Annotated in this window: 22 protein-coding genes and 3 pseudogenes; 10 read left to right on the forward strand and 15 right to left on the reverse strand. The window is 48.4% G+C overall.

Annotation, left to right across the window (positions count from 1 at the left end):
• Positions 1–9 precede the first annotated feature (9 nt).
• From zrgA to msrA, 5 genes are all read right to left on the reverse strand, one after another.
• The gene (gene zrgA / locus D908_RS14280) at positions 10–678 is read right to left on the reverse strand and encodes a zinc uptake protein ZrgA (protein ID WP_005523169.1); all 669 of its coding nucleotides are present in this window, start codon (positions 676–678) and stop codon (positions 10–12) included.
• A gap of 46 nt (positions 679–724) precedes the next feature.
• Entirely contained in the window at positions 725–1,015 is a 291-nt protein-coding gene (locus tag D908_RS14275) for a DUF2607 domain-containing protein (protein ID WP_005523170.1), read from the reverse strand.
• 159 nt (positions 1,016–1,174) lie between these two features.
• Positions 1,175–1,726 carry a YtfJ family protein gene (locus tag D908_RS14270; protein WP_005523172.1) on the reverse strand — a complete coding sequence of 184 codons (552 nt, stop codon included), beginning with the start codon at positions 1,724–1,726 and terminating at the stop codon, positions 1,175–1,177.
• A gap of 143 nt (positions 1,727–1,869) precedes the next feature.
• Positions 1,870–2,400 (reverse strand): DUF2799 domain-containing protein, encoded by a 531-nt coding sequence (locus tag D908_RS14265; RefSeq protein WP_032467536.1) that lies wholly within the window; start codon positions 2,398–2,400, stop codon positions 1,870–1,872.
• A 212-nt stretch (positions 2,401–2,612) separates the two neighbouring features.
• Positions 2,613–3,251, reverse strand: coding sequence for a peptide-methionine (S)-S-oxide reductase MsrA (msrA, locus tag D908_RS14260; protein ID WP_005523174.1), 639 nt, complete (start codon positions 3,249–3,251; stop codon positions 2,613–2,615).
• A 163-nt stretch (positions 3,252–3,414) separates the two neighbouring features.
• Between msrA and tamA the strand changes: the two genes are divergently transcribed.
• The 4 genes from tamA to D908_RS14240 are packed head-to-tail and all read left to right on the forward strand — an operon-like array spanning position 3,415 to position 9,640.
• Positions 3,415–5,130 (forward strand): autotransporter assembly complex protein TamA, encoded by a 1,716-nt coding sequence (gene tamA / locus D908_RS14255; protein ID WP_005523175.1) that lies wholly within the window; start codon positions 3,415–3,417, stop codon positions 5,128–5,130.
• Complete coding sequence (tamB, locus tag D908_RS14250) at positions 5,127–8,891, forward strand: autotransporter assembly complex protein TamB (protein WP_005523176.1); 3,765 nt, start codon at positions 5,127–5,129, stop codon at positions 8,889–8,891. Before tamA ends, tamB begins: the two co-directional genes overlap by 4 nt.
• Positions 8,892–8,901: 10 nt before the next feature.
• On the forward strand, positions 8,902–9,249 hold the full coding sequence (locus tag D908_RS14245) for a gamma-glutamylcyclotransferase family protein (RefSeq protein ID WP_001164259.1): 348 nt from the start codon (positions 8,902–8,904) through the stop codon (positions 9,247–9,249).
• Between the two features lie 37 nt (positions 9,250–9,286).
• Positions 9,287–9,640 (forward strand): DUF2799 domain-containing protein, encoded by a 354-nt coding sequence (locus D908_RS14240; protein ID WP_000976317.1) that lies wholly within the window; start codon positions 9,287–9,289, stop codon positions 9,638–9,640.
• A 68-nt stretch (positions 9,641–9,708) separates the two neighbouring features.
• Here D908_RS14240 and ppa read toward each other — a convergent pair whose 3' ends face one another.
• Both ppa and fbp read right to left on the reverse strand, forming a co-directional pair.
• The gene (gene ppa, locus D908_RS14235) at positions 9,709–10,239 is read right to left on the reverse strand and encodes an inorganic diphosphatase (protein ID WP_000056163.1); all 531 of its coding nucleotides are present in this window, start codon (positions 10,237–10,239) and stop codon (positions 9,709–9,711) included.
• 170 nt (positions 10,240–10,409) lie between these two features.
• On the reverse strand, positions 10,410–11,420 hold the full coding sequence (gene fbp, locus D908_RS14230) for a class 1 fructose-bisphosphatase (protein WP_001171117.1): 1,011 nt from the start codon (positions 11,418–11,420) through the stop codon (positions 10,410–10,412).
• A gap of 306 nt (positions 11,421–11,726) precedes the next feature.
• On the opposite strand from fbp, the gene mpl reads away from it, so the two are divergent.
• The 5 genes and pseudogenes from mpl to thiQ all read left to right on the forward strand — a co-directional run bounded on the left by mpl (position 11,727) and on the right by thiQ (position 17,314).
• Complete coding sequence (gene mpl / locus D908_RS14225) at positions 11,727–13,082, forward strand: UDP-N-acetylmuramate:L-alanyl-gamma-D-glutamyl-meso-diaminopimelate ligase (RefSeq protein ID WP_005523189.1); 1,356 nt, start codon at positions 11,727–11,729, stop codon at positions 13,080–13,082.
• Positions 13,083–13,094: 12 nt separating this feature from the next.
• Positions 13,095–13,724: a flavin prenyltransferase UbiX gene (locus tag D908_RS14220; protein WP_005523201.1), complete on the forward strand. Its 630-nt coding sequence runs from the start codon at positions 13,095–13,097 to the stop codon at positions 13,722–13,724.
• 260 nt (positions 13,725–13,984) lie between these two features.
• Positions 13,985–14,977 carry a thiamine ABC transporter substrate binding subunit gene (gene thiB, locus D908_RS14215; protein ID WP_005523203.1) on the forward strand — a complete coding sequence of 331 codons (993 nt, stop codon included), beginning with the start codon at positions 13,985–13,987 and terminating at the stop codon, positions 14,975–14,977.
• A gap of 9 nt (positions 14,978–14,986) precedes the next feature.
• Positions 14,987–16,583: pseudogene (gene thiP / locus D908_RS0118990) on the forward strand (thiamine/thiamine pyrophosphate ABC transporter permease ThiP).
• An 8-nt stretch (positions 16,584–16,591) separates the two neighbouring features.
• Positions 16,592–17,314: a thiamine ABC transporter ATP-binding protein gene (gene thiQ, locus D908_RS14210; RefSeq protein WP_005523205.1), complete on the forward strand. Its 723-nt coding sequence runs from the start codon at positions 16,592–16,594 to the stop codon at positions 17,312–17,314.
• Positions 17,315–17,395: 81 nt separating this feature from the next.
• On the opposite strand, the gene yjgA is transcribed toward thiQ, so the two are convergent.
• Positions 17,396–17,965, reverse strand: coding sequence for a ribosome biogenesis factor YjgA (gene yjgA, locus D908_RS14205; protein WP_000101593.1), 570 nt, complete (start codon positions 17,963–17,965; stop codon positions 17,396–17,398).
• A 110-nt stretch (positions 17,966–18,075) separates the two neighbouring features.
• Between yjgA and pmbA the strand changes: the two are divergent.
• Positions 18,076–19,418, forward strand: a pseudogene (gene pmbA / locus D908_RS0118995) (metalloprotease PmbA).
• Positions 19,419–19,491: 73 nt separating this feature from the next.
• Here pmbA and mgtE read toward each other — a convergent pair.
• From mgtE to lptB, 7 genes and pseudogenes are all read right to left on the reverse strand, one after another.
• Positions 19,492–20,853 carry a magnesium transporter gene (mgtE, locus tag D908_RS14200; protein ID WP_000840445.1) on the reverse strand — a complete coding sequence of 454 codons (1,362 nt, stop codon included), beginning with the start codon at positions 20,851–20,853 and terminating at the stop codon, positions 19,492–19,494.
• A gap of 171 nt (positions 20,854–21,024) precedes the next feature.
• Complete coding sequence (locus tag D908_RS14195; RefSeq protein WP_001135900.1) at positions 21,025–21,303, reverse strand: HPr family phosphocarrier protein; 279 nt, start codon at positions 21,301–21,303, stop codon at positions 21,025–21,027.
• Between the two features lie 8 nt (positions 21,304–21,311).
• Entirely contained in the window at positions 21,312–22,172 is an 861-nt protein-coding gene (gene rapZ, locus D908_RS14190; RefSeq protein WP_001237193.1) for an RNase adapter RapZ, read from the reverse strand.
• A gap of 12 nt (positions 22,173–22,184) precedes the next feature.
• Positions 22,185–22,631 carry a PTS IIA-like nitrogen regulatory protein PtsN gene (ptsN, locus tag D908_RS14185; RefSeq protein WP_001177162.1) on the reverse strand — a complete coding sequence of 149 codons (447 nt, stop codon included), beginning with the start codon at positions 22,629–22,631 and terminating at the stop codon, positions 22,185–22,187.
• A 2-nt stretch (positions 22,632–22,633) separates the two neighbouring features.
• Positions 22,634–22,921, reverse strand: a complete 288-nt coding sequence (gene hpf, locus D908_RS14180) for a ribosome hibernation promoting factor (protein WP_001166645.1) — start codon at positions 22,919–22,921, stop codon at positions 22,634–22,636.
• A gap of 24 nt (positions 22,922–22,945) precedes the next feature.
• Positions 22,946–24,408: pseudogene (locus D908_RS0119000) on the reverse strand (RNA polymerase factor sigma-54).
• Between the two features lie 55 nt (positions 24,409–24,463).
• On the reverse strand, positions 24,464–25,189 hold the full coding sequence (lptB, locus tag D908_RS14175; RefSeq protein ID WP_000996177.1) for an LPS export ABC transporter ATP-binding protein: 726 nt from the start codon (positions 25,187–25,189) through the stop codon (positions 24,464–24,466).
• Between the last annotated feature and the right edge of the window lie 2 nt (positions 25,190–25,191).

Genomic DNA, 25,191 nt, shown 5'->3' on the forward strand with positions numbered 1-25,191 from the left:
GATTGTGCATTACAAGTTGATGCGCGTTTGTTTTGCGTTCAGTTGTAGCGCACTTTGCTGCTTTTCGGTTAGCACATTAGCTTGGATTTTCTCTGTGCTTGGGAAATATTGGAACCATTGGGTATCAATCTGTTTTAGCTCTTCGATGGCTTCACAGTGGAACTGATATTGAACCGTGAAAGTGCCGTGTTCATTTTCATGCTCGTGACCTTTATGATCATGTTCAGAATGGTCATGCTTCTCGTGGTGATGAGCGGCTTCATCATGGTGGTGATCATGAGTTTTATCATGGCCATGTTCTTCACCTTCTTGATGAGCATGGTGATCTTCATGCTTCTCACCGCCTAAATTGTGTTTGATAAACACTTCGCGTGTTTCACACTGAGCTTTATTGCTCAGCACAAACAGTTCTTTTGGCAGGTGTAGAGTATCTAGTGCTTGCTTAAGCACTTTCTGTTGGGCTTCATCTTGTGGGGCGTGTTCGAAGCCGACCACATCGGCACCTGGCGCGGTAATTTCAATCAGTAAATCGTGACCATCTTGGGCGATGTTCAATTCTACTTGGCCATGAACATGGGCTTCGTGCTGACGATGTTGGTGGTCATTGTGATGATCGGCCAATGCGTTGCCAGAAAGCGTTGCGCCGACCATCAGCGCGAGGAATGTTGGGTAATGCATGAATAACTCCTAATTAAAACAAAAGAAACAATCGGTTTGGTTTGTTTTAAGCCGCTGGCGGTGAGCGAGCGAAATAGGAGTGCAACACCTGAGTGCGTTGAATGGGTTGTTCAACCCTCGCTTGTGGAGCGTTTTGACGCCAGCTTGGTAACACCCATTGTGTTGTTTTGAGCCCGTGTACGGCACTGGCAAATAACTGGCAGTCGTGTTGTAAGTGGTGCTCAGGATGAAGATCGAGCTGATGGTCAATCACGGCCACGTTAAACCAAAGCGCCAACACCACAGTGAGCATAGCCACTATGGATAAGCGAGTTGGACGTAGCATCTGTACAGACATAGCGTGCGTGACCCTGTATGATTGAGGGTTGTTATAATATAACAAGTCAAAAATCAGGCAAGCGATGATTCAGGCGAGTTTGTGTACTGGTGTGTCGAAAAATGAGCGGGTGAGAAAGTTAGTCCTTACTCACCCCTTTGTCACTTATTTGTCAGTGAGTTATAGGCTTTGTTGAATTAAACCTAGCACGGTTTGAATATCCGCATCGCTTAATGCCCCTTCTTTAACAAACAGCACTTTACCTTGTTTGTCTTGCACTATGATGGCGGAAGATTCGGCTTGTAACTGCCACGCTTTGGCAACCACGCCAGATTCATCGAGCACCATAGAAGACCAAGGAAACTCTTTTTTGCTGTCTTGCGCAGACGATTTCACAAATGAACCTGTGCCCCAAATCGCATCGTCTTGATTGATGATGGTCGTAGTTTGGTAACTTTCGGCAGGAAGCTTAGCTGCGGTGATTGCGGCCATTAACGGTGCATTCAGCTCTTTTGAACTGCTGCGTCCAGCGATAGCTTGAATCACGCGAACTTTGCCAACCATATCTGCTGAGTTCCATTTTTGATAGTTGACGCTTTTGTCTTGTAAGACGACTTCGCCGTACTTGTCGACGCCAATGGCTGGCACAGCTTCACCCAGAGTGAGGTTATGTGCTAAAGCAAGAGTAGGAGAGCATGCCAAGAGTAAGGCGATAAGTGTTTTATTTTTCATGGTTTTGTTTCCTCAGGTTGAGCAAACAAAGGTATAGCACACAAATGAGAGGAACGAGAAATTCCCTTTTACTTGAGCTCCTCAGCTCCGTGCGAATGTGGTGTCACGGAGCTGACGATGTTAACGGTAAGGCTGAATAAGGCTTAAAACGAGAATTGTATTTTGTATGAGCGCTCTGGAACCAGCAGAGAGCTTCTTTCACTGATCAGCTCTTTACGCTGGTCTTGGAGCGTTTTTCTTTGCTGTTTGTTATCGCTATTGTCTTTTAGCAAATTCAGCTTCAAATCAATATCCGCAATGGATTTATTGATTTCATCTAACCGCTTTTGCACTAAGTAATCTTGGTAACCTTGTTGATAGTTAGTGAGAAATTGTTGGCTGCTACATACACCGTAATATTCGCGGCCTTGTTTACCAACTCGGTAACCGTTGTCTGGCGAACAGAAAAGTACAGTGCCTTGCTCGAATCCTCGGTGCCAAAGCTCTTGGTCTGGGTAAACACCCGCTTCACGACAATCTTTGATGTAGTCATTGATAATGGCAGGATTTGTTCCATTCTGACCATCTAAATAGCCGATTTGTTGCCAATTGGCACTACGACACTCTTCGGGTGTCATGGAAGAACAGGCTGAAAGTATTAAAGGAATAAATAATAGGAATAGGATTTTTTTCATTACAGCAGCAAAAATAATCAAGGGACAGGTGACATGATTCTAATTAAACAATGTTTAATTTCAATAAATGGTGGCTAATGCATTCGTATTTGGAATTGTTTCTGTCGCGTGTAATGACTGAATACAGGGATCTGTTGTGACGGTTTGGTGTTGAATCAAAGGGCAGTATAAGTCGTAACAAGAATCAGACTACTGCCCTTAATTATGAGTAATTAGAGTGTGGTTTGTGGCGGGAAACAAACCCCAGTACCACCTAATCCGCAGTAACCGTTAGGGTTCTTCGCCAGATACTGCTGATGATAGGTTTCTGCAAAGTAGTAAGACCCAGCAGGTAGAATTTCTGTAGTGATTGCCGCTTGTTCACTGGCCGCAAGCAGAGCTTGGTAAGCAGCTTTTGACTCTTCAGCGATTTCGCGTTGTTCTTCGGTGAAATAGTAGATCGCGGAGCGATACTGAGTACCGCGATCATTGCCTTGGCGCATACCTTGAGTTGGATCGTGGCGTTCCCAAAACGCGCGTAATAGTTCCGCCAGTGGTAGACGCTTAGGATCGAAAACCACACGTACGACTTCGGTGTGTCCCGTTTTTCCAGTACACACTTCTTCATACGTTGGGTTAAGAGTAAAGCCGCCCGCGTAGCCAACTGAAGTTGAAATCACGCCATCCAGTTGCCAAAACAGGCGTTCGGCACCCCAAAAACAGCCCATGCCGATTAAAATCTGTTGTTGGTCATTTTTAGGAGCGGCAGAAAGTGAGCTACCGTTGACAAAGTGCGTATCTTCAATGGTCATGGCAGTATTGCGACCGGGAAGCGCAGTTTGTGCTGTGACCATAATTTGTTTATCGAGCATGATGTTTCCTTACTGAAGTGGGTTGACGTGCCTAAGCAGCGTTCGGATTATCTTCGATACAGACCGGAGTTTTAACCTTTTTCATACAGACGAAGCGATTCATTGACGCTATGATGCCTCCGTAGCAAAAATGTCACCGTTGTATAACGAGCCTAAATCAAGCATGAGACGAAAATCACTCCCCGCCTTAATCTCGCTATGGCTGTTTTCAGCTGTATCTTACGCCGATGTGAAATTGGAGATCACTGGGATAAGTGGCGCAGAGAAAGATAACGTGGATGCCTATCTGTCATCGATCGCCCCACAAGATTATTCCACCAGCCTGCGTTTTCAATCTCAGTTGGAAAAAAGCATTACTGAAGCGCTTAATGCGCTTGGGTATTACCACGCTTCGATCGATTTTAAAGTTTCGGAAGACAATCAGCGTTTAAGTGTGGCGATCACTCCCGGCGAAGTAACTCGTTTTAGTGAAGTGGATATTGTGATCACGGGTGAAGCCGAAAATGATCGTGACTTTCAGCGTTTGATCAAAAACAGTGGATTGAGAGTAGATCAGCCACTTAATCATAGTTTGTACGACAACCTAAAGTCTGGAATTCGTAATCTTGCGCTGCAAAAAGGCTTCTTTAATGGTGACTTTCAAGCCAGCCGATTGGAAGTGATCCCTGAGCTTAATCAAGCGCGAGTGAAGTTACATTTTGCTAGCGGCATTCGTTATCAATTTGGCGCTACCACAGTGGAAGGCAGTCAGATTGATGAAAATCGTGTGATGTCACTACGCCCATTCAAACAAGGCGATCCTTATCTAGTCTCACAAGTTGGCGAGTTTAACCAAAACCTTTCTAATACCGACTGGTTCTCCTCCGTGTTTGTGGAGCCGGATTTGTCAAAGTTGGATCAAGGCCGAGAACTGCCGATGAAGGTAACGTTAGCGCCTCAAGCGCGTAACCAGTTAGAGACAGGTTTGGGCTATTCAACGGACGTGGGGGTACGCGGCTCGCTGAAATGGAAAAAACCTTGGGTGAATAGCCGAGGCCACAGTTTTGATAGCAGTTTTTCGCTTTCCGCCCCTGAGCAAACCATCACCGCTGGCTACAAAATCCCGTTAGAAGATGTGTTGAACGAGTATTACCGCATTCAATATGGGATGAAGCATGTCGATAAACGTGACACTCAAAGTATGGAATCTAACTTATCGTTAGAACGGCATTGGCAGCTTGATGGAGGCTGGCACCGTACTGTGTTTATTCGGTATTTGCTTGAAAACTATGAACAAGGTCTGCAAGACGACAACAGTCAGTTCTTGTTGCCGGGCGTCACTTATACCCGTACTCGTACGCGAAGTAGCGGCAGCTTGCTCACTTGGGGGGATAAACAAACCATCACCCTTGAATATGGTGACCCGAAACTGATTTCTGCAACTCGAGTAGCACGTGTTCAAGCAGGTTCCTCTTGGTTACGAACTTATGCGCGTAATCATCGTGCTCTCATTCGTGTCGACGGTGGTGCCAACATTACCGATGAATTTGACCAACTTTCTCCTTCGTTACGTTTCTTTGCGGGTGGTGATAACAACCTGCGTGGTTATGGTTATGAGTCGATTTCTCCGAAAGATGCCAGTGGTGCTTTGACGGGTGCAAAATACATCGCCACTAGTTCAATCGAGTATCAATACCGCTTAACAGGCAACTGGTGGGCGGCGATGTTTATGGATGTCGGTGATGCCTTTAACGATACGCCAGAGTGGAAAAAAGGCGCGGGAGTTGGGGTGCGTTGGGTCTCTCCCGTGGGCCCGATTCGACTTGATTTCGCTTGGGGGCTCGATGCCACACCGGGTGATGAATTCAAAATCCACTTCACTTTGGGGCCTGAGCTATGATCAGACGGGCGCTGAAATTGACCAAATGGTTATCCATGCTGTTGTTGGTTTTGGTCATTGTTTTAGTGCTGGCTTTGGCGGGCGCTCTGTTTACCAATCCGGGTTTACAAGCAGTGTTGTGGGGTGTTCAGCAAGCCTTACCTCAACTGAAAGTAGAACAAGCACAAGGTGCACTATTTCCACGTTTTACGTTGCAAGGCGTCACTTACTCCGATAGCGAACTCAACCTCACGCTTGCTACTCAAACTCTGAGTTTAGCGATTAATCCTAACTGCTTGCTGGAACCGAGTGTTTGTATCAATGAGTTGGCCATCAGTGGCTTAACGTTTGATTTGCCATCCATTCCGGAAAGTGAAGAGGAACCTGTTGAGCCTGATTCAGAACCGTTAGGTGAAATCTCGACGCCCATTCCAATCCGTGTAGGCAAACTTGCGCTGCAAGATATCCAACTGAATATCCTTGGCAATCGAGTCGCGTGGCAGCAATTTAGTACTCGTGCTTCTTGGCAGGGCAATCGACTACGCATCGGGCAAACTGAGTGGCAGGGAATCCGACTCGCTTTAGCGGAGAGTGATGATGCGAGCGCTCCTGCTGCCAACCAAGCGGCGACAACGAACAAAGCGGAGCCGTTGGTATTGCCTGAGGTGCTGATCCCACTGCACATTGAATTGGAGCGATTCGATATTCGCGAATTCCGTTTGGAGCAAGAAACGCCGATTATCGTTAATCACTTGGGTTTGCAAGCCAATGCTTCTGGGCATCAAATAGCGATCTCGACGTTGGAATTGAGCATGCCGGAGCTGGATGCCCAACTCAATGCCGAAGCGACACTTACGGGTGATTATCCGCTGCAACTTGAGCTGAGCAGCCAAGTGCATCTGGCCGATTTCAAAGGCCAAACCTTCTCTCTGACCGCGCAAGGCAACTTGGCCGATCTCACTTTGCAAGCAAGTTTAGATACGCTAGCACAAGCTCAATTAAATGCGCATTTCAATGTGTTGGATGCGGATTTGCCATTTGATATTCAGCTGAGCAAGGTTAAAGCACAATGGCCTATGCATGGGGAAAGTGACTATCGGGTTGATGTGCCAGAGCTGAGTGTCAATGGTTCATTGAAGGATTATCAGCTGGCTCTAAAAGGTGTATTGCAAGGGAAAGAACTGCCGGATGTAAGCTTGGCTGTTCAAGGTCACGGCAATCTGGATGAGATAGCACTGCAATCCCTTAAAGTGGATTCGCTTGGCGGATCTGTGACTGGTAATGCGGTCGCTAACTGGAAAACACCGCTTAACTGGGCGGCGCGTTTAAACCTAAAAAATATTCAACCTGGCCTGCAATGGCCTGAAGCGGAAGGCCAAATCAGTGGTGAGCTGGATACTTCTGGCGCTTTAACAGAACAAGGTGGCTGGCAAGTTGATGTTTCTCGCCTGGCAATCACGGGATTACTGCGTGGCTATCCACTCGAAGTGTTGGGTGAAGTCAGTGCGTCCGATGTTAAAGGACAGGGCGATATTGCTTTGATCACCAAAGGCGTTTCACTGGCTCATGGCCCGAACTCGCTCACCGCCAAGGGGCAACTGACCAAACAATGGCGAATGTCGGTAGAACTTAACGTGCCTGATTTGAGTAAATCACTACCTGATGCCCAAGGCAAAATCATTGGTGATGTGTTGCTGCGTGGTGATCTCAAACAGCCGAAAGTCAAACTTTTGCTGGATGCGGATAGCTTGCAGTGGCAGGACATGGTTTCTGTTGGCCATGTGACTCTACAAGGCAATATTGTGCCGTTACCTGAGCTGCAAGGCGATTTCACCCTACAAGTTCGTGATGTCCAATATCAAGAGCAACACATTGATTCAGTAGAATTGAAAGCGCAAGGTTCACAGCAAAAGCATTCGGTGACGTTGGATGTGGCTTCTAATTTGGCTTCAACTAGCCTTGCATTGAATGGTCGACTGCGTTTGGAACCGTCGCTTCGTTGGCAAGGTGAATTGGAACGTATGTGGTTAAGCTCACCGCAAGGACGTTGGCAGTTGCAACAGGCCACAGCACTCTCGTTTGATCAGAAAACGGAGCGTGCCAAAGTGGCGGCGCACTGTTGGATACAAGGTAATTCCTCACTTTGTTTAGAAGAAGATGCCGAGTTGGGTGAGCGCGGTGAAGCGCGCTTAGCCATCAAACAGTTCGATTTTCAGCAACTGGCGGGCGTGTTGCCAAAAGAAACGAAACTCAATGGTGGTCTAGATGGGCAAGTGTGGGCTAAATGGTCACCGAAAGCGGCTCCGCAATTGAAAGCCAATTTGGAGCTGAGTAAAGGTCAGGTGACGCAAAAGCTCGAGAAAAGCATCACATTTGGCTGGGATAAAGCGCAATTTTCAGCTGAACTGGCCAAAAACCAGTTGCAGGCAAGTTGGCTGTTTGATGCGACCGATAACGGTGATCTCTCCGGCAATATTCGAATCGCCGATGTGCGCGCCGAACAAAAAAACATGCTTGGTTCACTTAACTTAACCACTTTCAATCTGGACTTCTTGCAACCGCTGATAGGTGAATACAGCGAGGCCAAATCCAGCATTAATGCCGATGTGCAATTCCACGGCCCTATGCTGCACCCTCAACTCAACGGCGAAATTGCGGTGAATGACATCCGGGTTAAAGGCGAAATTACCCCAGTCGACGTGCAATCAGGGCAAGTGTCACTGAAGTTTAATGGTTATCAGGCAGTGTTAAATGCCGATATCCAAACCACCGATGGTTTGCTGGAAGTGGATGGTGATGCCAATTGGCAGCAGTTGGAGGATTGGCGCGTAAAAGCACGGGTTCATGCACCCTCAATGATGGTGGAGCTACCACCTATGGTGAAAGTGAAAGTGATCCCAGATTTAACGCTGACCATGCAGCCACAGCTGGCGCGAGTAGTCGGGAATATTGCTTTGCCATGGGGCCGAATTGTGGTGGAAGAGCTGCCACCAAGTGCGATTGGTGTTTCAAAGGATCAAGTGCTGCTGAATGCAGATTTGCAACCGCTGAACGAGAAAGAGTCGTTGCCGTTTACGGTAGAAACTGATGTTAACGTGCAAATTGGTGATGATTTCCAACTGAATGCCTTTGGTTTGCAAGGCAACTTGGTTGGGCGACTTAATGTAGCGCAAAAGGATAAAGGCCCATTCATTTTGGGTGAGGTCAACATTCGCAACGGTCAATACCGCTCGTTTGGGCAGGATTTGCAGATCAAAGAAGGTAAGATCCTGATGAATGGTCCAGCAGATCAGCCTTATCTGGCGATCACGGCGATCCGTAACCCTGAAAACACGCAAGATGATGTGATCGCTGGGGTGCGAGTGAGTGGCCCATCGGATGAACCGTCGCTAACCATTTTCTCTGAGCCAGCCATGCCGCAGGCTAACGCACTTTCTTACTTGCTGCGTGGGCAGAATATTGATGGTGAAGCGGGCGGTAACGCCATGACCACCACTCTGATTGGCTTGAGCTTGGCGCAAAGCGGTAAGTTGGTCGGCGAGATTGGTCAAGCCTTTGGAGTGCAGGATTTGCAATTGGATACCGCAGGATCGGGGGATGATTCACAAGTCACAGTAAGTGGTTATATTCTGCCCGGCTTGCAAGTGAAATATGGTGTCGGTATTTTTAACTCAGTGGGTGAATTTACCGTTCGTTATCGCTTGATGCAGGATCTGTATTTAGAGGCGGTCTCCGGTGTCGATAGTGCCGTTGATCTACTCTATCAGTTCGAATTCAACTAAGGAGAGAGATGTGCAGCACCTCGTTTTTGTGTATGGCACTTTGCGTCATGGAGAGAGCAACCACACTTATTTACAACACAGTCAATTGCTTGGCCAATTTGAAACCAAACCAGAGTACGCACTGTATGATTTAGGGGCATATCCCGGTTTGGTTGAAGGGCATCAATCAGTGCATGGTGAAGTGTATCTGGTAGATGAGCATACCTTAGCTCAACTGGATATTTTGGAAGATGTGCCAGTGGAGTATCGACGTGACACGATTGAGACTCCCTTTGGTACGGCATGGATCTATATTTATCAAGAGACCCATCGCTTGCATTCGCTGATTGATTCCGGAGATTGGAGCCAAAGAGTGTAAAGCGGAAGCGGTCTTCCTTGGTTAAAGTGAGGATCAGATGATGAAAAAACTGCTTTGGTTAGTATTGTTGAGTGGTTGTGCAACCATAGAAGTTCCCCCGACGGGATCGCCCGTGGCTTGGGAAGCTTTTGGTCAACAGCAAGGTGAGCAAGGGAAAATCAAGTTGACCCAAGCACAGATGCTTAAACAAGATGAACAGCAGTTGATGGATGAACAACTCTACCAAGCGTATAGCCAAGGCTATGAGCAAGGGCGACAGCAGTACTGTCAACAAAGTGCTTATCTGCTGGGAGTTTCAGGCAAGTATTACCTTGGCGTCTGTGATGATATCAACATCTGGTTTCGGCAAGACTATGCTTCAGGCCGTCATTCCACCGCCGGTGAGTTATAAGCCAGAGTGCCAATGCGATAACAAAAAAGCCAGCTTACGCTGGCTTTTTTTATGCTCAAAACGAGGGCTTATTTGTTTTGCGCACGCTCATAAGAGCTCAGGATTTCAGCGCGAGCAGAGGCAGCATCTTCCCAGCCATCTACTTTTACCCATTTGCCTGATTCTAGCTCTTTGTAACGCTCAAAGAAGTGAGTGATCTGTGCTTTCAGCAGGGCTGGCAGGTCGTTCACGTCTTGGATGTGATCGTATTCTTTAGAGATCTTAGTGTGCGGTACCGCAACCACTTTCGCGTCTTCACCTGATTCGTCAGTCATCTTCAGCACGCCAACTGGACGGCAGCGGATTACAGAACCTGGGATCAGTGGGTATGGAGTTGGAACCAAAACGTCTACTGGGTCACCATCCAGTGACAGAGTGTGGTTCACGTAGCCGTAGTTGCATGGGTAGAACATAGGCGCTGACATAAAGCGGTCTACGAATACTGCGCCAGACTCTTTGTCGACTTCGTATTTGATTGGGTCAGCATTGGCAGGGATTTCGATCACTACATAGATATCATCAGGCAGTGATTTGCCCGCTGGCACATTGTTTAAGCTCATTAACGGTTTCCTTTTCTGTTGGCCGGACTTCAAATTCGGGATTTATTATTATTCAAGTTTGCAGATGGCGCAAAATGCACCCGTCAGCGAAGGGGTGAGTTTACTCTCAAATTAAAGGATCCCCAAGCCGACAGAGAGAAAAAGCGCCGCATTGAGCGGCGCTAACAGGCTTAATCGGGGTAAGTCTCTAAAAACTCTTCGACTTTATGCACCATATTTTTTGAACCGACGAAAAACGGCACGCGTTGGTGCAGCTCGGTTGGTTTGATGTCCATGATTCGACATGCGCCATCAGAAGCAAGGCCACCGGCTTGTTCAATCAAGAATGCCATTGGGTTGCACTCATAAAGCAGACGCAATTTACCATTCGGATGGCTTTGCGTGCTCGGGTACAAGTAGATACCGCCTTTGAGCAGGTTGCGATGGAAATCGGCCACCAGCGAACCAATGTAGCGTGAGGTGTATGGGCGACCATCTTCCGGCACATTTTCTTGGCAGTATTTGATGTACTTTTTCACCCCAGTCGGGAAACGGATGTAGTTACCCTCATTGATGGAGTAAATCTTACCGTTTTCAGGAATGCGCATATTCTCGTGGGAGAGATAGAAAGTGCCGAGTGAAGGATCGTAAGTAAAACCATTCACACCATTACCTGTGGTGTACACCAGCATGGTAGATGAGCCATAAATGACGTAGCCCGCTGCTACTTGCTTGTTCCCCGGTTGCAGAAAATCTTCCTGAGTCGGAGGTGTACCGACCGGTGAAACACGGCGGTAAATAGAGAAAATCGTACCAACCGACACGTTCACATCGATATTGGAAGAACCGTCTAACGGATCCATCAACACGACGTACTTGGCATTTTTGTTGAGCTCTTTATTGAATGCGACCGCTTCATCTTCTTCTTCGCTCGCCACACCACACACTTGATCACGTGCTTCCAGTGCCGCTTTGAATTTTTCGTTGGCATACAGGTCGAGTTTTTGTTGCTCTTCACCCTGAATGTTGTCATTGCCAGAAGCGCCAATGATATCCGCCAGTCCCGCTTTGTTGATTTCGCGGTTGACGATTTTGGCAGCCAAACGAATGGACGCTAAAAGAGAGGAAAGTTCACCGCTGGCGTGGGGGAAATCATGTTGCTTTTCAACAATAAATTCACCGAGGGTGCGCATTTTCTGCATGTTGATTCCTTAACACTATTTTGTCGGGGGTAAGCCCGTTTGTGGTGTTCTCCTTGCATTGACGCCACAAAGCGGGTTGAGCAAGATGATGGGATCCTCTGATGGAATCGATTTCGCTATGCATCTTGTCTGGTGTGGATTGTAAAACTTAGATCTTTTTACGGGTATTGAACTAACCGACGGAGATCTCACTTTTATTGTCGATAAATTCGAATTTACATCGCGCTGAACTGCCGGACTCGCTTTTGCGTAGCGGATCGGGATAATGGAGCCATTCCAATCGCACAGTAAAAAGGCTGGGTTTTTATGCACATTCATATCTTGGGGATTTGTGGCACTTTCATGGGTGGCGTGGCGATGTTAGCGCGTCAACTGGGTCATAAAGTGACGGGCAGCGATGCCAATGTTTACCCCCCAATGAGTACCATGTTAGAGGCGCAAGGCATCGAGATTATTGAAGGCTTTGACCCTGCTCAATTAGAGCCGAAGCCAGATCTGGTGGTGATTGGCAACGCAATGAGCCGTGGCAACCCTTGTGTGGAATACGTGCTAAACCATAACCTGCGTTACACCTCAGGCCCACAGTGGCTACAAGATTTTTTGCTGCATGATCGTTGGGTGATTGCGGTGTCGGGAACTCACGGAAAAACCACGACATCGAGCATGGTGGCGTGGGTGCTTGAGCACTGTGGATATCAACCGGGTTTCTTAGTCGGTGGTGTATTGGGCAATTTTGGTATTTCGGCACGTTTAGGTGAAAGCATGTTTTTTGTCGTCGAAGCCGATGAATACGACAGTGCTTTTTTCGATAAGCGATCTAAGTTCGTGCATTACCATCCACGCACCTTAGTGATGAACAATTTAGAGTTCGATCATGCAGACATCTTCGATAACTTAGAGGCGATCAAGCGTCAATTTCATCATTTGGTGCGTACTGTGCCGGGTAATGGTCGCATTCTCGCACCTAAGCAAGATGATGCTTTAGCCGACGTTTTTAAGCGTGGTTGTTGGAGCGAAACCGAGTTCAGTGGTGAGCAAGGTGAGTGGCAAGCGGAAAAAATCACCGCGGATGGCTCACAATTTCATGTTTTGCTGCATGGTGAGCGTGTTGGCCAAGTGAATTGGAGCTTGGTGGGGGATCACAACGTCAGCAACGCGCTAATGGCGATTGCCGCTGCGCGTCATGTGGGTGTTGCGCCAGGGTTGGCTTGTGAGGCATTGGGGCTGTTTGTGAACACCAAGCGCCGCTTAGAACTGAAAGGCGAAATCAATGGTGTGGCGGTGTACGATGATTTTGCCCATCACCCAACCGCGATTGAACTGACGCTGGGTGGTTTACGTAATAAGGTGGGTGATAAGAAAATCATCGCAGTGCTGGAGCCACGTTCTGCCACCATGAAGCTAGGCGTGCATAAAGAAACCTTGGCCGCTTCGCTACACAGTGCCGACTCGGTTTATCTTTACCAGCCTTCCAATATTCCTTGGTCGGTGGAAGAGGTTGCCAAGCAGTGCGCTCAACCAGCCCAAGTTAGCGCTAATATGGATGAATTTGTGACTATGATTGCTAAAGAAGCCAAAGCGGGTGACCAGATTTTGGTGATGAGCAACGGTGGCTTTGAAGGCATTCATGGCAAGCTGATTGCGGCACTGCAACAGAAATAATTTAAGGTGAGCATGAACAACAATCGAACCATTACTCTGGCTTGGACTGGCGCTTCCGGAGCGCCCTATGGGCTGCGTTTATTGCAATGCCTGCTGGCGGCGGATTATCAGGTGTATCTGCTGATCTCTTCGGCGGCGCGAGTGGTATTAGCGACAGAACATGGCTTGAAACTGCCCGCCAATCCCGAAGCGGCGCAAGCGGTTTTGGTTGAGCACTTGGGTTGTGCCAGTGATAAGTTGGTGGTGTGCGGCAAAGAGGATTGGTTTTCGCCTGTGGCGTCAGGTTCCGCTGCACCCAAGCAGATGGTGGTGTGTCCGTGTTCGGCAGGCAGTGTGGCGGCGATTGCGCATGGCATGTCGGATAATTTGATTGAACGCGCCGCTGATGTGGTACTGAAAGAGCGTGGACAGTTGCTGTTGGTAGTGCGTGAAACGCCTTTCTCCACTTTGCATCTGGAAAACATGCTTAAGCTCTCGCAAATGGGTGTGACTATCATGCCTGCTGCGCCGGGCTTTTATCATCAGCCACAATCGATCGAAGATTTAGTCGATTTTATGGTGGCGCGCATTCTCGATCACCTTGGAATTGAGCAAGCTCTCGTGCCGCGTTGGGGTTACGATCAACGCTCACGTGCAGAGTAAGTCATCCCTCGGAGGCGTTTTCCCTCTACTGGCTAATTGAAAGATTTACCATTACAATCCAACCCACTCACGGGGGGCCACCCATTCATAAGAATGGCGCTGAGATCAAGCACTGCTTGGGACCCGCAATGACCGCGACTTTTGTGGTTAAACCTGAACCAGATAATGCTGGCGTAGGAATTGAGTTAGGTTTGCAGAATGGAAAATGGACGATTCTCTGCCTCCCTCAAGCCTGTGCCGCTCATTAAGGAGAGCGAGCCTTGAAAATTCAACTGACTTCAGTTGCCTTAGCAACCTTATGTTTTGCTTCAGCGGCGTCTGCTGCGCAAACACTCACCGTTTATACCTACGACTCTTTTGCCGCCGACTGGGGGCCTGCACCTGCGATTGAAAAAGCGTTTGAAGCTCAATGCGGCTGTGATCTGCAGTTTGTCGCTTTGGATGACGGCGTGTCGATTCTTAATCGCCTGCGTTTAGAAGGCACTAACAGCAAAGCGGATGTGGTGCTGGGGCTGGATAACAACCTTATCGAAGAAGCCAAACAAACCGGATTATTGGCGACTCACAGTGTGGATACGAGCAAGGTGACACTACCAAACGGTTGGAGTGACAACACGTTTGTACCTTACGACTATGGCTATTTCGCTTTCGTCTATAACAAAGAGAAGCTGGCTAACCCGCCGACGAGCTTGAAAGAGCTGGTGGAAAAACGTGATGACCTGAAAGTGATCTACCAAGATCCGCGGACTTCAACGCCGGGACAAGGTTTACTGCTGTGGATGAAATCTGTCTATGGCGATCAAGCACCACAGGCGTGGAAGCAACTCGCGAGCAAAACGGTCACCGTTACCAAAGGTTGGTCAGAAGCTTACTCTATGTTCCTTGGTGGTGAGGCGGATTTAGTGCTCTCTTACACCACTTCTCCGGCCTATCACCTGATTGCGGAAAATGATGCACGTTTTGCCACGGCCAATTTTAGCGAAGGGCATTACCTACAAGTGGAAGTCGCAGCCAAAGTCAAAAGCAGTAAGAATGGCGAATTGGCGGACAAGTTCCTGCAATTTATCCTTAGTAATGAGTTCCAAAGCGTGATCCCAACGGGTAACTGGATGTATCCAGTGACGGCGGTTGAACTGCCAAAAGGGTTTGATACTTTGGCGGTACCCACACAATCTCTTTCCTTCAGCGCACAGGAAGTGGCGCAAATGCGTAAGCCATGGATTCGTGAGTGGCAGCAAGCGCTGAGCTTTTAAGGTTAAGCGTTGAATCGAGTTCCTCAATTGGGTTTTTGGGTCGCGGCAGGTGTCGCGGCCTTTGTCCTCGCTGCATTAGTGGCGCTGCTCTGGCAAGCACCGCCTCTTAATCTTAATCTGATCTGGCAAGATGCTTATTATCGGCATGTTACTCAGTTCAGCTTTTATCAAGCCTTCTGGTCAACCGTGCTCAGTGTGGGGTTGGCAATTCCGGTTGCCCATGCGCTCAGTCAGCGCCGTTTTCCCGGCCATGGGTTGCTGCTGAAACTGTTCGCTATGACACTGGTCTTGCCTGTGCTGGTGGCAGTTTTTGGCTTGATTGCTATCTACGGTAACAGCGGTTGGTTGGCCAAAATACTCCAAAGTTTTGGCTTGTCCCTACCGTTTTCAATTTATGGTTTAAACGGTATTTTGCTCGCCCATGTGCTGTTTAACTTGCCTTATGCCAGCCGCTTGTTGCTGCAAAGTCTAGAAGCGATTCCCAATGAGCAGCACAAGTTGTGCGCCCATCTCGGGATGAGCCGCTGGCAGAAGTTTAAATGGGTGGAGTGGCCGCGTCTGCGCCAGCAACTTCCTCATGTTGCAGGCTTGGTGTTCATGCTCTGCTTTACCAGTTTCGCTACCGTAATGGCGCTCGGTGGTGGGCCAAAATCAACCACAATTGAGCTGGCTATCTACCAAGCGATCAAATTCGATTTCGATCTGCAAATTGGCGCGTTGTTGGCAATTTGGCAGATGTTGCTGTGTACCTTACTGACTTTTACGTTGCATCGTTTTTCTCATTCCAGGCCAATGAACAGTGCTGCGAGTGATGTTCCAACTCCTTGGATGCGTGATTCATGGCTTGCCAAGTTGTGGGATAGCAGTTGGATTATTGCGGTGTGTGCGTTGGTCTTGCCGCCATTATTGATGGTGATACTGGCTGGGTTGAACTCAAAACTAGGCAAGGTACTAAGTAGTGGTGATTTTTGGTCGGCAGTGAGTCATTCTTTGCAAGTGGCGACCTTAGCCAGCAGCTTGGCACTGGTCAGCGGGGTAGCTATGTTACTGACCAGCCGAGCACTACGTTTGAAAGCGGCAAATCGACGAGCCAATGGTGTGGAGTGGATCGCGACTTTAATTCTGGTGACGCCAGGATTAGTGGTGAGTACCGGGCTCTTTTTACTGCTGCGCAATATCACTGATGTGTTTAGTTTTGCTTACTGGATCGTGGTGGCGGTGAATGCATTAATGGCGCTACCTTATGTGGTGAAAACTTTGAGCCAGCCGATGTGGCATTTGGCACAGCAGTATGAATTGCTGTGTGCAAGTTTGGGGATGTCAGGTTGGCGTAGGTTTCGATTGGTGGAGTGGCGAGCGCTGCGTAAGCCGATCTCTCATGCATTTGCGATTGGTTTTCTGCTCTCGGATGGGGGATTTAAGTGCGATTGCCCTGTTTGGTAGCCAAGATTTTCGTACTCTGCCGCTGTATCTCTATCAACTGCTGGGTAGTTACCAGATGGATACCGCCGCCGTGGTTGCGTTAGCCATGTTGATCATGAGTGTGGGTTGGTTTTATGTGATTGAGCGGCTGTTTACCCAACGCCTGTTTGCCCAACACCGATGAGGAAAGGCATGTTAACTCTAGAAAAAGTACGTTATGAGTATGAGCACGAATGGTTTGAGTTTGATCTGACGGTGGCCGACGGCGCGATTGTGGCACTGATGGGCCCCAGTGGTGCAGGCAAATCTACTTTGCTTAGTCTGGTCGCGGGTTTTATTGAACCGGTGAGTGGCAGCATCAAAGTGAATGACCAATCGGTGTTAGGTTTAGCGCCTTATCAACGTCCGTTTTCGATGCTCTTTCAAGAGCACAACTTATTTGCCCATCTTTCGGTGCGCGAAAACATTGGTTTAGGCTTACATCCAGGCCTCAAATTGAATGCTGAGCAGAAACAACTGGTGATTCAAGCCGCGCAGCAAGTAGGTATCGCCGACTATCTGGATCGTTTGCCTGAGCAGCTCTCTGGTGGGCAACGCCAGCGTGTTGCGCTCGCCCGCTGTTTTGTACAACCTAATCCAATTTGGTTACTCGATGAACCCTTTTCCGCACTCGATCCTTTGCTACGTGAAGAAATGCTCGCTTTGGTGAAACAGTTAGCCAGTGAGCGGAATCGTACAGTGGTGATGGTGACGCATCATTTAACCGATGCGCGAGCGATAGCCAGTCAAGTCGCTTTTCTTAGCCAAGGCAAAGTGCAAGTGGTGAGTGATTGCCAGGCGGTGACTGCGCAGCATCCTCATCCTGAACTGGCTCAGTTTGTGGCAGCGGCGCTTAATGAGCCGAACTCATTTTGAAGTAAAAGAAAAAGGTTAGCTTGCGCTAACCTTTTTTGAGGATCTCTCTGAGTGGATCTGGATGGCGTGATGCCTCGCGTTTTATTCCGCTTGATCCAGATCGTCTTCACTCTCTTCTTCGATCTCTTGTTTTGCCAACATCGCTTCTTTCAGCAGTTGGAAGATCTCGCGTGAAGATTTTGGCGGCTTATTACCCGCTTTCTCTTTGGTGGCTTGACGCGCTAACAGACGCAGACGTTGACGATCCGCTTCTGGGTACAGTTCCATCGCGACTTCAATGGCGCTATCACCTTCAGCAACGATACGATCACGCAGTTGCTCCAGTTTGTGCAGCAAGGCAGTGGTTTGCGAATGTTTGTTACGCAACTTATCCAACGCCGTTTGTAGTGGCTCAGGATCAATATGGCGCATCAGTTTGCCAATGTATTGCAGCTGGCGGCGACGAGCTTCATTTTTGAAACGCTGCGCATCTTTAATTGCCTCCGCCAAATCTTCTGGCAGTGGGAATTTGGCTAACGCGGAAGGTTTTAATTCAACCAGTTCTTCGCCGAGCTTTTGCAGAGCCAGCATGTCATTTTTCATTTCGGTTCTACTGACCCAAATGATCTCTTCTTCCTCTTCCCAAGGGGCTTTTTGGTTTTTACGTGCCATCTTCTTCATCATGATGAGTTACTTATGTCGGCTATTTTAGCAAGAATCGTGGGGAGAAAGCGAAATTCTTGTTATCCTAATAACATCAATAACCAATGGTTGAATGAAATATGGATGTAAAAGAGCGAGTTGCGCTGCAGCGTCAAGAGCTGGAAGCCGCGGTTGCTAAGGCATTAGAGATGGCAGCGGCGAGTTCTGATGCTGCTGAAGTTGCAATCACCAAGAGCACTGGGTTAAGTGTCTCGACCCGCATGTGCGAAGTAGAGAATGTCGAATTTAACAGTGATGGTGCATTGGGCATTACCGTTTATCGCGGTCAGCGTAAGGGTAGCGCTTCAACGTCGGACTTGAGTGAAAAAGCGATCCAACAAACCGTGTTGGCTGCGCTGGATATTGCTCAGTACACCTCTGAAGATCCTTATGCCGGCCCTGCGCCGAAAGAGTTGATGGTGCAGGAGATTCCTGACCTTGACCTATTCCATCCTGATGAACCCAACCCAGATGTGGCGGCGCAAATTGCCATTGCGGCAGAACGCGCGGCGTTAGGTTACAGTAAGAAAATTAAACAAAGCGATGGCGGTAGCTACGATAGCCACTACGGCGTCCGTGTTTACGGTAACAGCATGGTTTACTGGCCAGTTATGCATCAAGTCGCCACAGCATTAGCTGTAGTGTGATTGGCGAAGGTCGCAACGGTGAAATGGAGCGTGATTACAGCTATACCGTTGCGCGTCATCGTGACGATTTATGGACGCCAGAAAGCGTTGGCCTGCAAGCAGCGGAAAATACCGTGAGCCGTTTGGATCCACAAAAATTGAAGACCGGTCAGTTTCCAGTCATGTTTGCTGCGGATGTCGCGACTGGCTTAATCGGTCATCTGGTGATGGCGATCAGCGGTGGCAACTTATATCGCAAATCGAGTTTCTTACTCGACCATCTCGGAAAAACCATTCTGCCTACATGGTTCAATATCAGTGAGCGCCCGCATGTGATGCGTGGTCTGGCTTCAAGCCCGTTTGATAGTGAAGGGGTACGCACACAAGATCTTGAGATCATCACCGATGGTGTACTAGCGACTTACTTACTGACCAGTTACGCGGCGCGCAAAATGAACATGACACCAACCGGTCATGCGGGTGGCATCCATAACTGGTATGTGAAATCGACTGGTCAAAACTACCAACAGATGCTCAAAGAGCTGGGTACTGGCTTGCTGGTGACCGAAGTGATGGGACAAGGGGTGAATGTGGTGACGGGTGATTACTCACGCGGCGCAGCCGGTTTCTGGGTGGAAAACGGTGAAATCAAATACCCAGTTTCTGAAATCACCATTGCTGGAAACCTCAAGCAGATGTTGCAGCAGATTGTGGCGGTGGGTAGTGATATCGAAACGCGCTCACAGATCCAAACGGGTTCTATTTTGATTGAATCAATGAAAGTGGCTGGCGAGTAAGCCACTTTCATTCAATGAAAAAAGCCGACGGAAGGTCGGCTTTTTTATGGATTAAAGATTTGGAAATCGGAAACTAACTGGCGAGCAGCAAAGTCGCTAGACCGAGAAAGACTGATAATCCAATCACATCCGTAACAGTGGTCAGTGCCATGCCTCCAGCTAGAGCGGGATCGATATTCATCTTTTTCAGCAGAATAGGGATGGTTACCCCGGCAATGCCGGCCACGATCAAGTTCGTCATCATCGCTGCGGAAATGATCCCGCCGAGCATCCATTCGCCTTTCCAGACCACGACGATCGCACCGATGATCAATGCCCACATAATACCGTTGAGTAGACCGATGGCGGCTTCTTTCATCAGCAATTCGCGCTTGTTACTGTCACCGATATGGCCCAGTGCCAGCCCACGAATAACCAGAGCAACGGTTTGGTTACCGGCCACACCGCCCATAGAAGGCACGATAGTCATCAGTACTGCAACGGCGGCCATTTGCTCAAGTGTGGCTTCAAACATGTTAGAAACCGAAGCCGCAGCAAGGGCGGCCAGTACGTTGGCACCGAGCCAAATACTGCGTTTACGGGCAGATTTCACCACGGGGGCGAAGGTATCTTCATCATCATCCATACCCGCCATACTCATCATTGAGTGTTCGGCGTCTTCACGGATGATATCAACCACGTCATCGATGGTGATCCGGCCAACCAGATGCTGATTTTCATCCACCACAGGTGCAGAAACCCAGTTACGACGCTCGAACAGATTGGCGATGTCGGAGTCTTTCATATCGACTTTGATTGCTTCATCCGCATCTTCCATCACTTCACTGACGGGGACGTCAGGTTGGGTGGTGAGCAAGGTGACAAGGGAAAGATGGCCAATCAGTTTACTTTCATCATCAATCACATACAGCGCATCGGTGGCTTCGGGGAGTTCCCCTTTCATACGCAGATAACGCAGTACCACATCGACATCCACATCCGCACGGATGGTGATCACGTCGGTGTTCATCAGACCGCCAGCGGTATCTTCCGGATAGGAAAGCGCGGTTTCTACCCGCATTCGATCCGCGGCATCCATCTGTGCCAGAACTTCGCGCGAAACATCATCGGGCAAGCTACGTAAAACGTAGGCGACGTCGTCGATGTCCATGCCTTCGGTCGCTTCGGCGAGTTTCTCTGGTGCCATTTTCGACACCAGTGCGTCCTTAACGTCTTCGTTCAGTTCGTCAAGGATTTCACCGTAATCTTCTGGGTCCGTCAGTTGCCACAGTACTTCACGAGCTTTACGTGGTGAGGCTTCCAGCAGATGAGCAATATCTTCTGGCTCCATGTCCTGCAATTGGCGACGAACATGAACAAAGCGGCCGTTATCTAAGGCTTCGGTGATTTCTTGGAGGGTGAGGTGAGCTTGGTCAAATTCGATCTGCTCGGCCATGGCTTCCCCCTAGGTTGGAATTGGAATAATGGTCAGCATGGTAACTTAATTTACCCGCTTATTTAATAAGATCTTATTAAGGAAGAAGGATTTCTTTTCTCTTCTTAGTACTTGATGTGGCAAGCGTGTTTGCTGCGCTTCAAGTTATAGGGGAATAGTACGCAGGGAGGCTTAATCGTCTTCATCAAACTTCTGTTCGATAAGCTGACAAACTGCCTGTAGCGCTTGTTCAGCTTGAGTACCTTCCGCGGAGATTACCACGTTTTGTCCTTGCGCCGATTCAAGCATGAGTAGGCCCATGACACTGTCTGCTGTCGCTTCACGACCATCTTGGCTTTGTACGGTAAGAACGGCATCAAATGACTGAGCCAGTTGTACCAGTTTGACTGCTGCGCGAGCATGCAGACCAAGGCGGTTTTGGATGAGGACGGTTTGGCTCAATTGCGGCATGGTGACTCCTAGGATTGATGTTTTTCCAATGAAGTATGGCGGATCTGAACCTGATGACCAAGTTGGGCAAAATATTCGCCGATCTGCTGAGTGAGATAGACCGAGCGATGCTTACCGCCAGTACAGCCAATCGCAATGGTGAGATAGCTGCGATTGTTTTTCTCCAGCATGGGCAGCCAATATTCAAAGAATTTTTGGATCTGCTGTTTGAGTTCCATCACTTCACTATGGCCTTCCAAGAAGGATTTGATCGGAGCATCAAGCCCAGTCAGTGGGCGTAAATCAGGTTCCCAATGTGGATTTGGCAAAAAGCGCACATCAAACACATAGTCGGCATCACTCGGCAAGCCATACTTGAAGCCAAACGACTGGAACACCATCACCAAATCTTTGCGCTCACGGCCTTCAATGCGCATACGCACCGTTTCACTTAACTCATGCAGAGATTGGTTACTGCTGTCGAGTAAAAGATCGGCTTGCTCTTTGAGTGGGCCAAGCAGTTGCTTTTCTAACTCAATGGCTTGCGCAAGAGAGGGTTTGTTTTGACTCAGAGAGAGGGGATGAATGCGCCGTGTTTCGCTGTAGCGTTTGAGCAGGGTTTCTTTGCTGGCGTCAAGGAACAGCATGCTCACATCATTGTTCTGTTTGAGCTGATCGAGCACATCCTGTACTAAGCCCGGTTCTTTGGGCAAATTACGGATGTCGATACTGACGGCCACATTTTGCTGACTACCTTGTACCGACTGGATAAACGCCGGCAGCAGACTGACCGGTAGGTTATCAACACAGTAGTAACCCAGGTCTTCAAGTACCCGAAGAGCAACACTCTTTCCGGCTCCCGACTGTCCGCTGACCACGATCAAACGCATTGTGTTTGCCTGCTATTGGTTAACCATGATGTTGTACAGCTCTTGGTCACTTTCTGCGTGGCGAAGCTGCTTGAGGATCTGCTTATCGTTGAGGCGTTCTGCCATACAAGCGAGGGTTTTCAAATGTTCTTTGCACTGATCTTCAGGAACCAGCAGTGCAAACAGCAGATCGACAGGACGATTGTCAATCGCATCAAATTCAATTGGCTCTTCACATTGCAGCAAAACCGCCACCGCTTTTTCGCTGTCGGACATGCGTGCATGAGGGATTGCAATCCCGTTGCCAATACCTGTACTGCCCATTTTTTCGCGGCTTAGCATGCACTCGAACAGTTCGGTGGCATTCTGGCCAGTGTGAAGGGCAGCGATTTCGCTGATGATTTCTAGTGCTCGTTTCTTACTAGAACATTGGACTGCACTTTTGGTGCAGTCCAATGAAAGTACTTCGCTCAATTGCATGATTAATGACTACTTAGCTTTTCTTTATGCTTGTTCAATTGTCGAACCAATTTATCCACCAAAGTATCGATGGCGGCATACATGTTTTCATCGTCCGCATGGGCGTGAATTTCAGCTTGGTTTACGTGGAGCGTAGCTTCGGCGATCTGGCGCAGTTTTTCAACACGTAAAATGACCTGAACGTGATTAATGTGGTCGAAAAAACGCTCAAGTTTGTCAAATTTGGAGTGAACATAGTCTTGCATTGAATCGGTAAGATCAATGTGGTGGCCTTGAATATTGATTTGCATAGACTTTCCTTCTCTAGTTTAGGCCTATAGCAGGCGTTTGCGCTGACTCGATGGAGCAATGCCAAGTGACTCGCGATATTTAGCAATAGTTCGCCGCGCCACTTGTATGCCTTGATCAGCGAGTAGGGTTGCGATCTTGCTGTCACTGAGTGGTTTAGCTGGGTTCTCCGCCGCCACCAGTTTTTTGATCAACGCTCTGATCGCTGTGGACGAGCACTCTCCGCCATTGTCGGTACTGACGTGGCTGGAGAAGAAATACTTCAACTCAAAAATGCCGCGAGGGGTATGCATGTATTTTTGCGTAGTGACACGCGAAATTGTCGATTCATGCATTTCCACCGCCATCGCTACATCGTTGAGCACCATCGGCTTCATCGCTTCTTCTCCATACTCGAAGAAATCGTGTTGGTGTTCAACTATGCACTTGGCAACTTTGAGCAGTGTCTCGTTTCTACTTTCTAAACTTTTGATCAGCCATTTTGCCTCTTGCAAATTGGTACGGATGTAGTTGCTCTCCGCATTATTACCGCGCATCAGGTCGGCATACTGCTGATTGATCTTTAGTTTAGGCACACTATCCGGTTGATGGTGACCAGCCATCGTCCTTGTTCTTTATACACAGAAACGTCTGGAATAACGTATTCAGCGTGATCTTGCGCAATGCGACTACCAGGGCGTGGATCCAACTGCTGGATGAGCTGCAGGATCTCGCGTAAGTCCTCTTCTTTGAGCTTAGTCTCTTTCAGAATGGTTTTGTAATCGCGATTGCCTAAATCATCAATGTATTGTGAGAGCAGTAGCCGCGCCTCTTCCAGCCAAGGAGTGTCGTTGGCGTAGGTGGTGAGTTGCAGCAGTAAACAATCTTGTAGATTGAGTGATGCAACACCGAACGGATCGAATTGTTGAATGCGTTTACGTACGGCTTCGATTTCATCCAGCTCGATGTCATCACTGCGCAAGCTCTCTTGGATTTCTTCTAGTGAGACAGTTAAATAACCGTAATCGTCTATGGCATCGATGAGTGCCACTGCAATGGTGCGATCCACATCGCTAAATGGAGTTAAATCGAGTTGCCAATGGAGGTAGTCTTGCAGGGTTTGGGTGGTTTCGCCTTGATAAATCGGTGCGTCATCATCCAGTGCTAAGCCAGTACTGCCAGTATTGGCACTGTAAACTTCATCCCAAGTGGTATCGATTTCTAATTCGGCGCTGATTTCGGACTTTTCAATCAAGTCCGAGCTATCTTGTGGCTCAGGTTCGTAGAGTTCTTCTGGCTCGCGAGAGCTCTCTTCCGTCATGCGTACACTATCGATCGATGGTGTATCGTCTTGGTTGTCTTCCACCTCTAACAAGGGATTTGATTCCAATGCTTCTTGGATTTCTTGCTGCAGATCCAGCGTCGAAAGCTGCAACAAGCGGATGGCCTGCTGGAGCTGCGGAGTCATGGCTAACTGTTGACCTAGCTTGAGCTGTAATGACGGTTTCATGCAGTAATGGATGCCTTGTTATTGTTGGTATTAGTCGAACTCTACTCTGTTTTAATCATAGACGGAATTGTTCGCCGAGATAAACCTGCTTCACTTGTTCATTATTAAGTACATCTTGTGGAGTGCCTTCCGCAATCAGTCGGCCTTGGCTAACAATGTATGCCTTTTCACAGACATCCAGCGTTTCACGAACGTTGTGGTCAGTAATCAGCACACCTAAACCACGATCACGTAAGTGCTCAATGATTTTTTTGATGTCGATAACGGAAATTGGATCAACCCCAGCAAAAGGCTCATCAAGCAAAATGAATTGCGGATTGGCTGCCAGCGCACGAGCGATCTCTACTCGGCGTCGTTCACCACCGGATAACGCCATACCCGCACTTTTACGAATATGCTGAATGTGGAACTCTTCGAGTAGGTCTTCGAGTTTGTCTTGACGTTCCTCGTGACTCAATTCTTCGCGGGTTTGCAGCACGGCCATGATGTTGTCTTCTACCGAGAGCTTGCGGAAAATCGAGGCTTCTTGCGGTAGATAACCAATGCCCATTCGTGAGCGGCTGTGCATAGGTAAGATACTGATGTCGTTGTCATCGATAGTGATGGTGCCTTCGTCACGCGCTACGAGACCAACAATCATATAAAACGAGGTGGTTTTTCCTGCGCCGTTTGGGCCAAGTAGGCCAACGATCTGGCCTGACTCAACTTGCAAACTTACGTCTGAAACCACTTTGCGTTTTTTGTAGCTCTTGGCTAAGTGTTGTGCTTTTAGAATTGCCATGG

This window comes from Vibrio mimicus CAIM 602 (assembly GCF_000338875.1).
Taxonomy (GTDB): Bacteria; Pseudomonadota; Gammaproteobacteria; order Enterobacterales; family Vibrionaceae; genus Vibrio; species Vibrio mimicus.

Bases quoted from the DNA above. Each gene is read 5' to 3' on its own strand.
- zrgA (WP_005523169.1), bottom strand. From the start codon at position 678: ATGCATTACCCAACATTCCTCGCGCTGATGGTCGGCGCAACGCTTTCT.
- D908_RS14275 (WP_005523170.1), bottom strand. From the start codon at position 1,015: ATGTCTGTACAGATGCTACGTCCAACTCGCTTATCCATAGTGGCTATG.
- D908_RS14270 (WP_005523172.1), bottom strand. From the start codon at position 1,726: ATGAAAAATAAAACACTTATCGCCTTACTCTTGGCATGCTCTCCTACT.
- D908_RS14265 (WP_032467536.1), bottom strand. From the start codon at position 2,400: ATGAAAAAAATCCTATTCCTATTATTTATTCCTTTAATACTTTCAGCC.
- msrA (WP_005523174.1), bottom strand. From the start codon at position 3,251: ATGCTCGATAAACAAATTATGGTCACAGCACAAACTGCGCTTCCCGGT.
- tamA (WP_005523175.1), top strand. From the start codon at position 3,415: ATGAGACGAAAATCACTCCCCGCCTTAATCTCGCTATGGCTGTTTTCA.
- tamB (WP_005523176.1), top strand. From the start codon at position 5,127: ATGATCAGACGGGCGCTGAAATTGACCAAATGGTTATCCATGCTGTTG.
- D908_RS14240 (WP_000976317.1), top strand. From the start codon at position 9,287: ATGATGAAAAAACTGCTTTGGTTAGTATTGTTGAGTGGTTGTGCAACC.
- ppa (WP_000056163.1), bottom strand. From the start codon at position 10,239: ATGAGCTTAAACAATGTGCCAGCGGGCAAATCACTGCCTGATGATATC.
- fbp (WP_001171117.1), bottom strand. From the start codon at position 11,420: ATGCAGAAAATGCGCACCCTCGGTGAATTTATTGTTGAAAAGCAACAT.
- mpl (WP_005523189.1), top strand. From the start codon at position 11,727: ATGCACATTCATATCTTGGGGATTTGTGGCACTTTCATGGGTGGCGTG.
- D908_RS14220 (WP_005523201.1), top strand. From the start codon at position 13,095: ATGAACAACAATCGAACCATTACTCTGGCTTGGACTGGCGCTTCCGGA.
- thiQ (WP_005523205.1), top strand. From the start codon at position 16,592: ATGTTAACTCTAGAAAAAGTACGTTATGAGTATGAGCACGAATGGTTT.
- yjgA (WP_000101593.1), bottom strand. From the start codon at position 17,965: ATGGCACGTAAAAACCAAAAAGCCCCTTGGGAAGAGGAAGAAGAGATC.
- mgtE (WP_000840445.1), bottom strand. From the start codon at position 20,853: ATGGCCGAGCAGATCGAATTTGACCAAGCTCACCTCACCCTCCAAGAA.
- D908_RS14195 (WP_001135900.1), bottom strand. From the start codon at position 21,303: ATGCCGCAATTGAGCCAAACCGTCCTCATCCAAAACCGCCTTGGTCTG.
- rapZ (WP_001237193.1), bottom strand. From the start codon at position 22,172: ATGCGTTTGATCGTGGTCAGCGGACAGTCGGGAGCCGGAAAGAGTGTT.
- ptsN (WP_001177162.1), bottom strand. From the start codon at position 22,631: ATGCAATTGAGCGAAGTACTTTCATTGGACTGCACCAAAAGTGCAGTC.
- hpf (WP_001166645.1), bottom strand. From the start codon at position 22,921: ATGCAAATCAATATTCAAGGCCACCACATTGATCTTACCGATTCAATG.
- lptB (WP_000996177.1), bottom strand. From the start codon at position 25,189: ATGGCAATTCTAAAAGCACAACACTTAGCCAAGAGCTACAAAAAACGC.